Here is a 16,217-nt window from a genome sequence, read left to right as displayed (position 1 = left end):
TAAGTACTTAAAAGCCCTACTATATAGTAGGGCTTTTTTTTTATGCTTTTTAATTAACATAACAACAAAGGATTGTAGTATTAAAAATAACAATAGCCAATTTTTTATAGCATGTACCGAATGCCTATCTTTGCAACCAATATTTAGTTTTACACCTTGAAATAAAAATGGATTTAGAAAAACAGCTAAAAGATATTGAAGCTATGGGCGATGATCACGTGGCGAGTTCTACAGACACTCCTTTACGTCCCGATGCTTTCGAACTTAGTGATATCGAAAAAATTGAGCGAATCAAGAAAGATGTTCATAATATTATGAATACACTCGGGCTTGATTTAACAGACGACAGCCTAAAAGGAACACCCAATAGAGTTGCCAAGATGTTTGTTCAAGAAATTTTTGGAGGGTTACATCCAGACAGAAAACCTAAGGCCTCTACCTTTGACAATAAGTATAAGTATGGAGAAATGTTGGTTGAAAAAAACATTACCCTCTACTCTACTTGCGAACATCATTTGCTTCCAATAGTTGGAAAAGCTCATATCGCATATATTTCAAACGGGACCGTTGTGGGTCTTTCAAAAATGAATCGTATTGTAGATTATTACGCAAAACGTCCTCAAGTACAAGAGCGACTTACTATGCAAGTTGTAAAAGAATTGCAAAAAGTATTAAATACAGATGATGTTGCCTGTGTTATCGATGCCAAGCATTTATGTGTTAACTCCAGAGGAATACGCGATATAGATAGCAGTACTGTTACTAGTGAATTTGGCGGAAAATTTAAAAACGCTGAAACGCGACGCGATTTTTTAGATTATATTAATCTAGATACTGAATTTTAACCGTCGGTACACTTAGGCATTAAGATAATAATAATGATCCATCATTTAACTTCCAACAGAAAACTATGAAACGTTACGAAGAACAAGAACTTGCAATCTACAATTCCATCTCTAAGCAGAAAGAGAAATTTACACCTATTAACGAAGGCACTATCGGTATGTACGTTTGTGGCCCTACTGTTTATAGCAATGTGCATTTAGGGAATTGTCGTACGTTTTTATCATTCGACCTTGTTTTTCGTTATCTAAAACACCTTGGATATAAAGTTCGCTACGTTCGAAATATAACCGATGCTGGACACCTAGAAAACGATGGGGAAAGCGGGGACGATCCTATTTTGAAAAAAGCACGTATCGAGCAAATAGAACCGATGGAAGTGGTTCAGAAATATACAGTCGATTTCCATACTATTATGGAAACCTTCAATGCCCATCCTCCAAGTATTGAACCTACTGCAACGGGACATATTATCGAGCAAATTCAAATAGTAGAAAACATTATAGAACAAGGCTATGCCTATGAAAAAAACGGATCTGTTTATTTTGATGTGATGAAATATAATGAAAATCATAATTACGGAATTTTAAGTGGTCGAAACTTAGAAGATATGATTGCCAATACACGTGAATTGGCAGCACAAAGTGATAAGAAAAATCCACAAGATTTTGCACTTTGGAAAAAAGCCGAACCACAGCACATTATGCGTTGGCCTTCTCCTTGGAGCGATGGTTTCCCAGGGTGGCACTTAGAGTGTACCGTAATGAGCACAAAATATTTAGGTAATCAATTTGATATTCACGGTGGCGGAATGGACTTAAAATTCCCCCATCACGAATGTGAAATTGCACAAGCCGAAGCTTCTAATGGTCAAAATCCTGTGAATTACTGGATGCACGCCAATATGCTTACGCTTAACGGTAAAAAAATGTCAAAATCTACTGGAAACTTTATTCTTCCACGGGATATGTTTACGGGTAACAATGATATTTTCAACAAGCCGTTTGCACCCACTGTGGTTAAGTTCTTTATGTATCAAGCCCAATATCGAAGCATTTTAGACTTTTCAAAAGAAGCATTAGAGGCTTCTCAAAAAGGCTTCAATCGTTTAATGGATGCTTATCGCTCCATTGGCGGTGTAAAAACTTCAGAAAGCAGCAGTATAGATGTAACACGATGGCGTCAATCTTGTTATGATGCCATGAATGACGACTTTAACAGTCCTATTCTTATTGCACAGTTGTTTGAGGCAGCTAAGTTTATCAATGCGTTATTAGATGACACCGAAACCATTACCGAAAAAGACTTGCAACTATTACAAGAGACTATGCAAGATTTTATTTTCGATGTATTAGGATTGGTTGATATCGCAGAAAGCAATGAACAAGATGGTAATAAATTAAATGAAACCATACAATTGCTTATTGAACTTAGAGATCAAGCACGTGCCAATAAAGATTTTGCAACAAGTGATCGAATTCGGGATGAATTGCAAAAAGCAGGAATACAACTTAAAGACGGAAAAGAAGGCACTACCTTTTCACTTAATTAAACATAATTTTTTACTGATTTTGTAGTAGGCATGTTTCTTTATCTAGAAACATAGGCTTGCTATTCTAAGAAACATCCTTTTAAATAACTTTAGGAGTATTTTATACAAGTCTAAAGCTGTTTTAAAAGAGCATTCTATATTTTTGATGCTCTTAATGAGTTTTAGAGTCATTATCAGTTACGTTATACTTAAAATAGAATGAAACAAGTACTTAACAGACTTATAAATCACGAACAATTAACCAAGGAAGAAGCTCGTAATGTTCTGGTTTCTATTAGTGAAGGAAAATTTAATCAAAGCCAAATAGCCGCTTTTTTAACGGTATTTATGATGCGAAGTGTCACGCTCGAAGAGCTAGAAGGTTTCCGTGATGCGTTATTGGATTTATGCCTTGCAGTAGATTTAAAAGGTTACAATACCATTGATCTTTGCGGAACCGGAGGCGATAGCAAAGACACCTTTAATATTTCCACACTTTCCTCATTTGTTACGGCAGGAGCCGGCGTTTTGGTTACTAAACACGGTAACTATGGCGTTTCGTCCATTAGCGGAAGTAGCAATGTAATGGAGCAATTGGGAATAAAATTTAGTAGCGATACTGACTTTTTAAAACGAAGTTTAGACGAAGCAGGCATCTGTGTTTTACACGCGCCACTTTTTCACCCAGCTATGAAAAATGTAGCACCCATACGAAGAGATTTAGCCGTAAAGACCTTTTTCAATATGTTGGGACCGATGGTAAATCCTGCTTTTCCAAAAAACCAATTAGTGGGCGTTTTTAATTTGGAATTAGCTCGTTTGTACGGTTATTTATATCAAAAAAGCGATAAAAAATATGCTATTTTACACGCGATGGATGGCTATGATGAAATTTCATTGACCGGAGCTGTAAAAGTAATTTCTAATACTTCGGAAAAAATTATGCAGCCTGAAGATTTTGGTTTTAAGACCATTAAACAATCTGATATTCATGGTGGTGACACAGTAGAATCTTCAGCAAATATCTTTAAAACTATTATCTCCGGAAACGGAACCCAGCAACAAAACAATGTAATTTGCGCCAATGCTGGAATGGCTATTTCGGTAGCCAATCAATGTAGTATTGAAACTGGGATTGAAAAAGCAAAAGATTCCTTACAATCTGGGAAAGCTTTACAGGTATTGCAAAAACTTCAAAAAATCAGCGCTTAACTCATGACTATTTTAGATAAAATAATTCAGAATAAAATAAAGGAAGTCAACGCTAAGAAAGCGCTTTTTCCCATATCACTTTTAGAAAAATCGGAAGCGTTTTCCCGCACTCCTATTTCGTTGGCTGCTGCTTTGCGAAATTCAAATACTGGGATTATCGCTGAACACAAAAGGCGTTCGCCCAGTAAATCGGTTATCAACGACCAAGTAAATTTACCCGAAGTTGTTACTGGCTACAGCAAAGCGGGCGTTTGCGGCATTTCAGTTTTAACTGACACCAAATATTTTGGTGGATCGTTAGACGATTTAGCATTGGCTAGAAACTGTGTAGACATTCCGTTGTTACGAAAAGAATTCATCATTGATTCGTATCAAATTTATGAAGCGAAAGCGTATGGTGCTGATGCTATTCTTTTAATCGCTGCTTCATTGAGTGACAATCAGCTGAAGGAATTTTCAAAAACCGCCAAGCAATTAGATTTAGATGTTTTATTGGAAGTTCATAACGAAGAAGAGCTTCAACGGTCCTTGTTGACTACTGTTGACATGTTAGGTGTAAACAATCGAAATTTAAAAACATTTGATGTTTCCATCGATATTAGCAAAGCACTTTCAGAAAAAATACCGAAAGACTTTGTAAAAATTTCAGAAAGTGGCATTAGCAACCCTGAAACTATAAAAACGTTACGAAAATATGGTTACAAGGGCTTTTTAATAGGTGAAACCTTTATGAAAACTGACAACCCCGGAGAAAGTGCCAACCAATTTATAGACCAGCTACGATGAAAAACATTCAACTAAAAGTCTGTGGCATGAAGCATAACCCAATGGAGGTGGCTGCTCTAAAACCGGATTATGTGGGTTTTATTTTTTATGAGGGCTCGCCACGAAATTTTGAAGGCGAAATGCCTTCCCTTCCTTCTGAAGTAAAAAAAGTTGGTGTTTTTGTTAATGCTACTATTTCTGAAATTTTAAATAAAGCAACCCAATTTCAGTTAGATGTTATTCAATTACACGGAGATGAAACAGCTTCATTTTGTGAAAAATTAGCTGCTTCAGAAGAAATAAATAGCAAAATTTGGAAAGTATTTGGTATAAAAGACACTTTCGATTTCTCCGTATTAAAAGAATATGAGCCCTATGTTTCTGCCTTTCTTTTTGACACAAAGGGAAAAGAAAAAGGCGGTAATGGCTACGCTTTTAACTGGAATATTTTAAAAGAGTATCCTTCAGAAATACCTTTTGTACTCAGTGGCGGAATTGGTTTAGATGAAATAAAGCAACTTTCAGAAATATTAAAAACCAAACTACCCATATTTGCTATTGATGTAAACAGCAAATTTGAAGAAAAACCTGGATTAAAGAATACACAAGAATTACAACAGTTTATAGATAAACTGAACACAATACAATCACACTTATGAGTTATCACGTAAATGAAAAAGGCTATTACGGTGAGTTTGGCGGAGCTTACATCCCCGAAATGCTGTATCCAAATGTAGAAGAATTACGTCAACAATACCTTGATGTGATGCAGGAAGACAGTTTTCAAAAAGAATTTAAACAACTGCTTAAAGAATATGTTGGGCGTCCTACCCCGTTGTATTATGCCAAACGTTTTTCTGAAAAGTATAACACCAATGTTTACCTAAAACGGGAAGACCTTTGCCATACGGGAGCGCATAAAGTAAACAATACCATTGGGCAGATATTAATGGCTAAGCGTTTAGGAAAAAACCGCATTATTGCCGAAACTGGAGCTGGACAACACGGCGTAGCAACGGCAACAGTCTGTGCGCTTATGGGCATTGAATGTATTGTCTATATGGGTGCTATTGATATGGAGCGACAAGCGCCGAATGTAGCACGAATGAAAATGCTTGGCGCTACGGTAATTCCCGCAACGAGCGGAAGTAAAACACTAAAAGATGCAACCAACGAAGCGATTCGGGATTGGATTAACAATCCTACCGATACGCATTATATAATTGGTAGTGTGGTAGGCCCACATCCGTATCCTGATATGGTGGCACGGTTTCAAAGTGTGATTTCAGAAGAAATTAAAACACAATTACAAGAAAAAGAAGGCAGAGAAAACCCAGACTATGTTGTTGCCTGTGTAGGTGGCGGAAGCAATGCTGCCGGTGCTTATTATCACTATCTCGATAACCCAGATGTGGGTATTATTGCCGTTGAAGCTGCCGGTAAAGGCATTCAAAGTGGAGAAAGCGCAGCTACTTCAGCTTTAGGAAAAGCAGGTATTATCCACGGAAGCAAGACTTTGTTAATGCAAACAGACGACGGACAAATTACCGAACCCTACTCTATTTCAGCAGGATTAGATTATCCGGGGGTAGGCCCGATGCACGCACACTTATGCGCTAGCGGACGCGGAGAGTTTATTTCCATTACCGATGCCGAAGCCATGGAAGCAGGTTTAGAACTAAGTAAACTCGAAGGCATTATTCCTGCTATTGAAACCAGTCACGCATTGGCCATTTTTAAAAATAGACAATTTAAAAAAGACGATATTATCGTTATTAACCTCAGCGGTCGTGGTGACAAAGATTTAAATACATACATCGATTATTTCAATTTATAATGAAACGAATACAAACAGCATTACAGCAAGATAAAAAGCTATTATCCATTTATTTTACAGCCGGATATCCCAATTTAGAGGATACCATTCCAGTTTTAAAATCGCTGGAAGAAAATGGAGTGGATATGGTTGAAATAGGTTTACCGTTTAGCGATCCCTTAGCCGATGGACCAACCATACAAGCAAGCTCTACGGAAGCCCTAAAAAATGGAATGACCACTGACATTTTATTTAAACAATTAGAAGGCATTCGTCATCATATTTCTATTCCGTTAATTATTATGGGCTACTTTAATCCTGTTTTACAATATGGTGTAGAAGCGTTTTGCAAGAAATGTGCTGAAATAGGTATTGATGGTCTCATTTTACCAGACTTACCTTTGGCTGAATATAATCTACACTACCGAGAACTCTTCGAAAAGTATAATCTTGCCAATATATTTTTAATCACTCCACAAACTTCCGAAGAACGAATTAGAGAAATTGATGCGGCTTCAAATGGTTTTATTTATATGGTAAGCAGTGCTAGTACTACGGGTGCTACATCTGGATTTGCTGAAGAGCAAATCTCATATTTTAATAGAATTGATGGATTACAACTGAAGAATCCACAAATAGTTGGTTTTGGTATTAATAACGCTGAAACCTTTTCACAAGCTACACAGAAAGCCAAGGGAGCTATTATAGGCAGTGCTTTTATTAAAGCACTAACCAAGGATGGCTTGACAGGTATTTCACCCTTTATTAAGCGGTTACGATAATTTTAACCATACTTTAGTAGGATATTAATACTAATTGTGATTCATAATTTTTAGCTTTCTAATGAATTTAAAATTATAACATTATGGCTAAGAAGTTTGAACGTAAAGAAGAACAAAAGAACCCTACCAATCCTACCGGGAATACGAATCAAAAAACTAACAAGGTAGATATTGATGAGAAAACCATTAAAGATCAACAAAACAAAAAATAATGGGTAAAGGAGACAAGAAAACAAAAAGAGGCAAAATTAATATTGGAAGTTATGGAAAACTTCGCCCTAAACGAGGGAAGTTTAAAATAAAACCAAAAACTGTAAAAGGAACTAAAAATAAATAGTTTAGAAAATATCCTCTTTTAAAATATTGTATAAATGAAAACCCCCTCACAAATTTGTGAAGGGGTTTTGCTTTGGTTGGTTATTATAATAGGATTACTTTATAATCAATCGTTTTGAAACGCTTGATGTTTCACCAGTAATCTGTACTACATAAACTCCGGTAGCCAATGCCGAAACATCAATTACCTGGTTTCCTTGCATATTGCTAAGGTCGTATTGGTTAATCAACTTACCATTGATATCGTAAATCACAGCATTTTGTAATGCTACATCAGATTTATTTGAAATAGTAACTTGACTGTCCGCTGGATTAGGATACATAGATATTGAATTGCTCAATGAGTTATCATCTACACCTAAAATACTTTCAACAGTTAACTCGAAAGTACACGTACCAACATTTCCATACTCATCTTCAGCAGTTAAAGTAACAGTATAAACACCATCGGATAACAACTCTCCTGGAGCTGGATCTTGAGATGTAATTGTTACAGGGTCTGTACAGTTATCTAAAGCAGAACCTTCTCCGCTAGCAAAATAATCCGGTACTTCATAGAATAAGTTTCCTTCTCCTGGATCAACACTTTGATCTTCTGGGCAAGTAACTTCTGGTGCCAAAGTATCAACTACGTTAATTTCAGCAGTACAAGAGGCTATGTTTCCACTTGCATCACTTGCAAAAATTGTAATTGTCATAGGCGTACCAATATCGGCACAACTCACTTCAGTGATATCAGAAGCTACAGTGGCAATTCCACAAGCTTCATCCACACCTTGAATCAAGCTGTTAGGATCGATTGTTGCTGTCCCGTCAGGTCCAAGTGGTATGTCGATAGCCGTTATGTCAGTTACTTCATAATCTATCTGAACGTTATCGATTCCGGCACCCCAGCCCCAAGCACCTGCATCATCGTAAGAAAAGCGAACTTGGAAATCATTATTTAAATAAGGCAACATATCGATTGCTCCAGTATTTGTTAGGTCTGTATCTACATCTACAAGCAAGATTTCTTGCCAAGCTGATCCATCCCAAACCTCTACTGAAAGTGTCTCTCCACTAGCTACTTCTTGAAAAGCATAATCGAAAGAAAGAGAAGCGGTACTAGCTCCACTAGTATTATAAATAGGAGATAATAATCTAACTAAGTTGGTTTCTCCATTTCCAGCTTCATCGTCATCAAAAATAGCTGCGTTACTTGGGAAATCATCACCAATTGGCATATCGCCCGAACCAAATGTCCAGTCTGCAACACCTGCTTCAATAACAGTACTCCATCCAGAAGGAACAGAAGCATCTTCAAATTCCTCTAGAACTGATATAGGTCCTGGGTTTCCTGCACAAGTAATAATTGGTGCAGTTTCATCTATAATATTAACTGTTGCTGTACAAGAAGAGAAGTTTCCACTATCGTCAGTAACAAATACTTCAACTTCATTTTCTCCTAACATAGAGCAGTCAAAACTAACATCACTATCTATTTGTGGTCCTACATCATAAATAATATTTCCGTTGAAAACACGAGCGTCAAATGTAGAAACACCAAAAGGGTACGATTTACCTGAACCTTCTAAAAACTCAATATTATCGTCAGAAGCAAATACGGTACCGTTTGCTGTTCCGTTTGTGTAGTTCATTCCTCCTGAAGTTGTAGTTACATAAAATGCACCAGTATCACCGGCAGCAATTGTTTGTCCTAAACTTAGGTTTAATGGTGTTGGAAGACCATCACCAGCTGATGTAACATTAGCAGTACCAATCAATGTCCACGCAGCAGCATCTTCTTCAAAACCTACCCATGTCCCTGATTTGTAATATACCTCTACATCATCGGTAATTCCAGTATCAAGGTTTACGTCAAACGAATTAACAGTAACTTCATTAATGGCTACAATATCAAACATATTTCCATCAAGACCATTTCCACCTACAAAAGTAGTTTCAAGTGTTTCAGTAGTTGACCCACCACCGGTAGCTGGTCCACCTACGGTTACAACATAACCACAAGCCTCGTCAACTGTTTGTATAAGATCGGATGCAGGAATCGTTGCATTTCCGCTTGCATCTAAAACAACATCTAATGGTGGAGAAGTAGCCAACTCATAATTTAGAGCAAAGTTATCCACTCCAGCTCCCCAAGCCCAAGCACCTTCGTCATCATACGTAAAACGTACTTGGAAGTCTGGGTTGGCAAATGGCATCATATCAATAGCCCCTGAATTAGTTGGGTTAACATCTTGTTCATCTATAAATAAAACTTCTTGCCAAGCAGATCCGTCCCATGCTTCTACAAGGAAAGTACCGCTTCCAACAAAGTCTTGGATAGCATAATCAAAAGAAACGTCAGCTGAAACAGCTGCTGAAATATCATAAGCAGGAGAAACTAATCTTGCTAAGTTCACTTCACCATTACCTGCTGCATCGTCATCAAAAATAGCTGCATTGGTTGGAAAAGGATCTCCAAGAGGCATAACGCCAGAACCAAAGGTCCAGTCTTGAACACCTGCTTCAATAACAGTTGTCCAGCCAGCTGGTATAGAGGCTCCTTCAAATTCTTCCAATATATTAAAAATCCCAGGTTCACCTATACAAGTGATTTCTGGTGCTGTATTATCTTCAATAGTTACAGTAGCAGTACATGTTGAAGAATTACCTTCTTCATCTGTAACTGTTAAGGTAACGGTGTTCTCACCTATATCTGCACAAGTAAAAGTATCTTGATCTAATGAATAATCAACAATTCCACAGTTATCTGAAGAACCATTATCTATATCTGATGGTGCAATAGAAACAGAACTACCACCCATTAATTCTAATGTCAGGTTTTGACATAAAGCTTCTGGAGCTTCCATATCGGTTACCGTTACAGTAAACTGACAAGTAACAACATTACCGTCACTATCTTCTGCAGTAAATTCTACAATAGTATCACCTGTAGGAAATTGTTCTCCTGTAAGTGGCCCTAGGGTTTGAGTTGTACCAATTATACCATCTTCGGTATCAGTAGCAATTGCATCTGCAAAATTAACAATAGCACCACATTCTCCTGGGTCTGTATCGGCCATAATATCAGATGGACATGCAATAACCGGTGGATCGCCAATAGTTATTTGAGAAAAAGTGATTGAATAGGAGTTTAAAGTTCCGCTATCCAATCCTCCGAAGTTATCAAAAACTTCTAATGTCCAGTTTCCATTAATAGGTTCTCCATCAAAAGTAGCTGCAAATGTTCCTCCTTCTGGCTCATAAACACCAGTAAAAGGAGCAGAAGCTGCAGTAATATCGGCACCACCATCTTCAAATACAGTATTGGTATAATTTTCACCAGAACCACCATTTGCGATAGATAAGTCTAAACTAGTTCCTGCTGGAGATACTAGTCTCAATTCTACATCTCCATCATAGCTATGTGTTATATCTAACATAACATTGTCAACAGTGTAATCTAAAGGATTGACACCTATATTTCCAGTCAATGAAACATTAGCTACAGAGCTAACATTAACAGGAGGGTCAATTGGCTGAGGGTTCCCATCCCCGTTGTACGTTTGGGCATTGGTTTGCCACGTAAAGCACGTGACCATAAACGCCATTAGTAAAGTAATTTTTTTCATAAGTTGTATAAAATTTAATTTAACAGTTAATATGGCGTTAATATACTTAAAAATTATGTTAATAAAAAGAATAAAGAAACCACATCAACACAGGACATTGGCACAAAAGATGTAAAATTCTGACTTATAAGCAAGTAACTTTATTTAAATCGAAATAGAATTTTAAAATTTTTGAAAAAAAATTAAAATTCTTATAAAAGTATCGTTACTTTTTAAAATGTGGAGCATATTGCCAAATCCTAAAATCAATTGTAGTTATTGATGGATTTTCAGCTTTCATTTTTTTATATTCTTGGAGACTGCCAACCGCACGGTTTGCTGCTCCTGAAGGAGCAGTAAGTGAAACCGTTTTTATTATTCTTGACGCTTTGGGAAGAAGAAATTCATGTATTCGAGGAACGGTATTTTTAACAATTTTTAATTTCAAATTGTATTCTTTCAACTTTTTTCTGAAAAAATATTCTGGACCGTTTTTACTGTTTCCGCCAGTGAATAATAAGGTATGTACTGTTGGGTTTTCTTGAAGGATTTTTATTAAATCTCGTAATACTACTTTTTGCATGCCTATGTCTGAAGCATCCACTTTGTCACGATAGGCCATGGAAACCATATCGCAAATACCTATCTTTTCTTTTCGAAGAAAATCCTTACGTTCTTTTATCGCTTCGTCGGTAGTTTCAAAAGAAAGATTTAAGTTGAACAGTTGATTTAAAATAGGCCACAATTGACCATCCCTACTTCCGTAACAAAAATTAACATCACCAGGTTTATACTCCTTAGTAGTAAAGCGAGGAGGCGGTAACGTTCCCACTATTAATTTAGTCGCATTTTCGGGTATAAAAGGAGGATATGGATGTGTATGCTTAAACATTAGCGAATAAATACGGGTTCGTTTTCGTTTTCAGTATATTCTTCACTATATGAATATCCATCATAATCGAACCCTTTAATTCCTTTTAATGTTTTTATATTCTTATCAATAATATATCGCACCATACTTCCTCTTGCCTTTTTAGCATAGAAAGCAATTATTTTTAATTTTCCATTTTTAAAATCTTTAAAAATTGGTGAGATTACAGGGGCTTTTAATTCTTTTGTATTAATAACCTTAAAATATTCGTTACTGGCTAGGTTTATAAATAACTCACCATCTTTCATTTCTTTATTTAAAGATTCGGTTAATGTGTTTCCCCAAAATTCATATAAATTTTTATGGTTTTGTATTTTTAGGTTTGTTCCCATTTCAAGTCTATAAGGCTGCATTAAATCTAATGGTTTTAAAATTCCATACATACCTGATAGGATACGCAAGGTATTCTGTAGGCTATCTAGCTTTTTCTCAGGAATGGTGTAAGCATCTAAACCATTATAAACATCACCTGCAAAGGCATATACTGCTGGGCGAGCATTCTTTTTTGTAAAAGGAATGGAAAACTCTTTGTACCGTTGGTAATTTAAATCAGCTAACTTATCGCTTATACTCATAAGTTTCGCCACTTCTTTTTTAGTTTTACGCGCTAGCTTATTATTCAATATTTCAGCTTCTTCAATAAACTCTGGCTGTGTAGTTTTTTTTGTGGGCAAGTCACTTTTATAATCTAATGTTTTAGCTGGCGATACTACAATTTTCATAACTATTTGTTTTAACTCAAAAATAAATTAAATAAGTCTTTAATCATATTTCAACAGTTTTATATTTTTAATAAGCCTATTATTATTACCTATAAAGAAATATTTTTAACACATTAATATATAATTAAGAAATTATTAACTTTTGGAAGAGATTCTTATAAATACTTTTAGGAAATAACTTTAAACATAAAATAATGAAAAAACATGTACTCCTCAGTTGTTTAGCCACTTTTATCGGTGTAACCGCTATTACAGCACAAACTGAAATAGGAAAAAAAGCTAAATTAACTGAAAATGGAACAATTGAAGTTGAAGACGTACAACTTCCAAAAAATTATAATGCAACACAAAACAAACAACAAGCCGATGTCTTGTTTAAGTTTGGTAGAGAAGCCAATCCTACCATAAAAAATTCGCGAGGGACAACGTTAGCAGATATTGACAATGATGGGGTTGATGAAATCCTGTACGGGATTGACACCACGCTATATGCCTTAGAAGGTGATGGAACCATTCTTTGGGAGAAAACAGTTTTAGGCCCTATTTTATTACCACCGACTGTTGTAGACCTTGATGATGATGGAAATCATGAAATAATTGTTAACACGGGTTATCCTACCACCGTAGGTCGTGTTTATTTAAAAGATAATAATGGAGAAGACTTACCAGGTTGGCCATTAAATTTTGATGATCACTGGATGATAAACGCTCCAGCCGTAGCAGATTTAGATGGTAACGGAACGTTAGACATTATAACCGGTGAACGTGCTGGAAGTGCTGAAGGCTATGTTCATGCCATAAATATGGATGGGACACCAATTAATAGCAATTGGCCAGTACAAGTAGATGCTACTCCTGCTTTTACTCCTTCCATTGGCGATGTGGATAACGACGGAAATAACGATGTTGTTATTGCCACCTCTTCAACTGGGATGCGTATTTATGACAATCAAGGACAGCTTTTCCCGAATTTTCCATTAGCAGACCCAAATATTTCATACTCCTACCAATCTCCTATTCTAGCAGATTTAGACGGTGATGATGACTTAGAAATTATAGGCAGTAACCACGGTAATGCAGCTGGATTTTATGTTTTAAACCACGACGCAACTTATTACCCAGGATGGCCTATTGCACTAGGAGGATGGACATACTCTCCAGCAACAGTTCTTGATATAGATGGAGATGAAACGTTTGAAATTTTTATGTCTGACAGAAACACTAGTAACGACGGTACTCCTCTTGATGTAGTTTATGGACTTACACCAGATGGTGAAAATATCGATAACTTTCCTATTTCAAAATACGGAGGTACTGAAGGAGTTTTGAGTATTGCCGATATCAACAATGATGGTGTTTTAGAAGTTATTTTTCCAAGCACCCTTACCGATGCTGAAGGTGATGGTTATATTCACGCATATTCTATAGATGGTAGTGGTGAAATTGATGGATTCCCTTTACGACCACGTGGTTTTACCTTTTTAAATGGAGCTGTTATTGGCGATGTAGACGATGATGGCATGATGGATCTTACTGCAAATTCGTATACACAGACTTTTGGTCAAGGAATTGATTCATCATATGTAACCACTTATAATTTAAATGTACCGTATGATGAAAATAAAATTAGACGCAATGGATATAAAGGCAGCAACTCCAGAGATGGATTGGTAGTTCCTGAAATTATCGCAGGAGTTGAAGAGTTTTCTAGTACCTCTATCAACCTTACCCCAAACCCTTCAAATGGTATTTTAAATTTAAACTTATCGATAGCGCTTGAAAATGCTACCATCTCACTTTATACTATTGATGGAAAGCAGGTTTTTTCTGAAGAAAGAAGCATTTCAAAAAACGAAGCTATTCAGTATAATTTTAAAGACTTAAGTAGCGGGTTATATTTAGTGAATATTTCTAACGGAAATAAAACGTTCACAGCTAAATGGGTGAAAAAGTAATAAACAATCTTTTACAACCAATAAAAAATCCGAAGCAAGTTGCTTCGGATTTTTTATTATTCTATTTAACCAATTAAATAGCGTGCTTCGAATAGTTTCGCCATTTCTCTAAACACGCTTCCATATCATCTGGTATTTGAGATTCAAAACGTTTCATTTCTCCTGTGGTGGGATGCACAAAACCTAATGTTCTGGCATGCAACGCTTGTCTTGGCAATGCTTTAAAACAATTATCTACAAACTGTTTGTATTTTGTAAAAGTAGTTCCTTTTAAAATTTTATCGCCTCCATAGCGTTCGTCATTAAATAATGTATGACCAATATGCTTTAAATGTACACGAATTTGGTGTGTTCTACCGGTTTCTAACCTACAAGAGAGTAAGGTTACATACCCTAAGCGTTCTAAAACTTTAAAATGAGTAACCGCAGGTTTTCCTCTTTCTTCATCGTCATCATCTTCAAAAACGGTGTTTTGCAATCTGTTTTTTGGGTGACGTCCAATATTCCCTTCAACAGTTCCCGACTCTTCCTCTACATTCCCCCAAACTAAAGCCACGTATTCACGCTCGGTTGTTTTATTGAAGAACTGTTTGGATAAATGCGTCATGGCCTCTTCCGTCTTAGCAACTACAAGAAGCCCGCTCGTATCTTTGTCAATTCGGTGTACTAAACCTGGGCGATTACTACTGTTATTTGGAAGGTTATCAAAATGAAAGGTAAGCGCATTGATTAACGTCCCACTGTAATTACCATGACCTGGATGGACAACCATTCCTGGCTCTTTATTAACCACTAAAACATCATCATCTTCATATACAATATCAATCGGGATATCTTCCGGAACCAATAAGTTTTCATACGGTGGATGTTCAAAAAGAACCGTAACCACATCGTCTGGCTTTACCTTATAGTTTTGTTTTACTGCAGCATCATTTACGTGAATGTTTCCGTCTTTCGCAGCTTTCTGAATTTTATTACGAGTAGCATTTTCAATCCTGTTCATCAGGTATTTGTCAACCCTAAGCGGTTGTTGACCCTTATCGGCTACATAGCGATAATGCTCATACAAATCGTCATTTCCGGAATCTTCTGTATTCGCTTCAGTATTATTGGTCATTGTTTTCTGTTTCGGTAGGTTGTGTTTCTTCTTCAACAGCATCATTTGCTTCCTGCACTCGGTTTAATGACTCATCACCAACAATTAGATCGATGACTGCTGTTTTTTGTATTTCGGTACCCGGCTCTAATCTTTCACCCTTATAACGAAGCTCTTTTACTTGGTCGCTTATATCGGGACGGTAACTTATTTTACCAATTTCAAAACCCATTGCCAATAAAGTAGGTTCTGCTTGACGGCGTGTTCTTCCTATAACATTTGGAACCTGAATCTTTCGATAGCCCGAAGGATTTAAATACAAATAAATTTTTCGATCTTCTTTTACAAATTTTCCAGCCTTCGGAATTTGTTCAATTACCGAGTATTTAGGAAAATCTGGATTATAATTGGCAGAATCTAGTATTTCGTAACGCAAATCCATTTCATTCAATTTGTCTTCAACAAGGTCTAAAGAGAGCTTGCTCAAGCTAGGAACTTCAATTTTTTGACCGTGGTTAGTAGTCCCCTTAAGCCACCACATTACAAGGAAACTTAAGACTACTAAAGCCAAAACGGCCAATAACAATTGTTTTAAAAAAGCTTTGGTGAAGAGGAATCTGAAAAATGTCATACAT

The 16,217-nt window shown here is 36.5% G+C and carries 15 protein-coding genes; 10 read left to right on the top strand and 5 right to left on the bottom strand.

Annotated features, from left to right (window positions below; all coding sequences use genetic code 11):
- Positions 1–167: 167 nt before the first annotated feature.
- From folE to DZ858_RS07595, 9 genes are all read left to right on the top strand, one after another.
- Complete coding sequence (folE, locus tag DZ858_RS07630) at positions 168–845, top strand: GTP cyclohydrolase I FolE (protein ID WP_117158969.1); 678 nt, start codon at positions 168–170, stop codon at positions 843–845.
- A 65-nt stretch (positions 846–910) separates the two neighbouring features.
- On the top strand, positions 911–2,395 hold the full coding sequence (gene cysS / locus DZ858_RS07625; protein ID WP_117158968.1) for a cysteine--tRNA ligase: 1,485 nt from the start codon (positions 911–913) through the stop codon (positions 2,393–2,395).
- 198 nt (positions 2,396–2,593) lie between these two features.
- Positions 2,594–3,586 carry an anthranilate phosphoribosyltransferase gene (trpD, locus tag DZ858_RS07620; RefSeq protein WP_117158967.1) on the top strand — a complete coding sequence of 331 codons (993 nt, stop codon included), beginning with the start codon at positions 2,594–2,596 and terminating at the stop codon, positions 3,584–3,586.
- Between the two features lie 3 nt (positions 3,587–3,589).
- Complete coding sequence (gene trpC / locus DZ858_RS07615) at positions 3,590–4,372, top strand: indole-3-glycerol phosphate synthase TrpC (protein WP_117158966.1); 783 nt, start codon at positions 3,590–3,592, stop codon at positions 4,370–4,372.
- Positions 4,369–5,010, top strand: coding sequence for a phosphoribosylanthranilate isomerase (locus DZ858_RS07610; RefSeq protein WP_239990739.1), 642 nt, complete (start codon positions 4,369–4,371; stop codon positions 5,008–5,010). Before trpC ends, DZ858_RS07610 begins: the two co-directional genes overlap by 4 nt.
- Positions 5,007–6,188: a tryptophan synthase subunit beta gene (trpB, locus tag DZ858_RS07605; protein WP_117158965.1), complete on the top strand. Its 1,182-nt coding sequence runs from the start codon at positions 5,007–5,009 to the stop codon at positions 6,186–6,188. Before DZ858_RS07610 ends, trpB begins: the two co-directional genes overlap by 4 nt.
- Positions 6,188–6,949: a tryptophan synthase subunit alpha gene (gene trpA, locus DZ858_RS07600; RefSeq protein WP_117158964.1), complete on the top strand. Its 762-nt coding sequence runs from the start codon at positions 6,188–6,190 to the stop codon at positions 6,947–6,949. Before trpB ends, trpA begins: the two co-directional genes overlap by 1 nt.
- An 83-nt stretch (positions 6,950–7,032) precedes the next feature.
- Positions 7,033–7,161 (top strand): hypothetical protein, encoded by a 129-nt coding sequence (locus tag DZ858_RS15355; protein WP_262511340.1) that lies wholly within the window; start codon positions 7,033–7,035, stop codon positions 7,159–7,161.
- On the top strand, positions 7,161–7,286 hold the full coding sequence (locus tag DZ858_RS07595; protein ID WP_117158963.1) for a 30S ribosomal protein THX: 126 nt from the start codon (positions 7,161–7,163) through the stop codon (positions 7,284–7,286). The genes DZ858_RS15355 and DZ858_RS07595 overlap by 1 nt, the downstream gene beginning before the upstream one ends.
- Positions 7,287–7,380: 94 nt before the next feature.
- Here DZ858_RS07595 and DZ858_RS07590 read toward each other — a convergent pair whose 3' ends face one another.
- From DZ858_RS07590 to yaaA, 3 genes are all read right to left on the bottom strand, one after another.
- Positions 7,381–10,899, bottom strand: a complete 3,519-nt coding sequence (locus tag DZ858_RS07590; RefSeq protein ID WP_117158962.1) for an HYR domain-containing protein — start codon at positions 10,897–10,899, stop codon at positions 7,381–7,383.
- A 205-nt stretch (positions 10,900–11,104) separates the two neighbouring features.
- Positions 11,105–11,770 carry a uracil-DNA glycosylase family protein gene (locus tag DZ858_RS07585; protein ID WP_117158961.1) on the bottom strand — a complete coding sequence of 222 codons (666 nt, stop codon included), beginning with the start codon at positions 11,768–11,770 and terminating at the stop codon, positions 11,105–11,107.
- Positions 11,770–12,531 carry a peroxide stress protein YaaA gene (gene yaaA / locus DZ858_RS07580; RefSeq protein ID WP_117158960.1) on the bottom strand — a complete coding sequence of 254 codons (762 nt, stop codon included), beginning with the start codon at positions 12,529–12,531 and terminating at the stop codon, positions 11,770–11,772. The genes DZ858_RS07585 and yaaA overlap by 1 nt, the downstream gene beginning before the upstream one ends.
- Positions 12,532–12,725: 194 nt before the next feature.
- Between yaaA and DZ858_RS07575 the strand changes: the two genes are divergently transcribed.
- Entirely contained in the window at positions 12,726–14,486 is a 1,761-nt protein-coding gene (locus DZ858_RS07575; RefSeq protein ID WP_117158959.1) for a T9SS type A sorting domain-containing protein, read from the top strand.
- A gap of 73 nt (positions 14,487–14,559) precedes the next feature.
- Here DZ858_RS07575 and DZ858_RS07570 read toward each other — a convergent pair whose 3' ends face one another.
- Together DZ858_RS07570 and DZ858_RS07565 are read right to left on the bottom strand one after the other, a co-directional pair.
- Positions 14,560–15,603 (bottom strand): RluA family pseudouridine synthase, encoded by a 1,044-nt coding sequence (locus DZ858_RS07570; RefSeq protein ID WP_117158958.1) that lies wholly within the window; start codon positions 15,601–15,603, stop codon positions 14,560–14,562.
- On the bottom strand, positions 15,593–16,213 hold the full coding sequence (locus tag DZ858_RS07565; RefSeq protein ID WP_117158957.1) for a PASTA domain-containing protein: 621 nt from the start codon (positions 16,211–16,213) through the stop codon (positions 15,593–15,595). Before DZ858_RS07565 ends, DZ858_RS07570 begins: the two co-directional genes overlap by 11 nt.
- Positions 16,214–16,217: the final 4 nt, after the last annotated feature.

Source organism: Marixanthomonas ophiurae, assembly GCF_003413745.1.
Lineage (GTDB): Bacteria > Bacteroidota > Bacteroidia > Flavobacteriales > Flavobacteriaceae > Marixanthomonas > Marixanthomonas ophiurae.
This window is presented reverse-complemented; position numbering and strand designations above follow the sequence as displayed.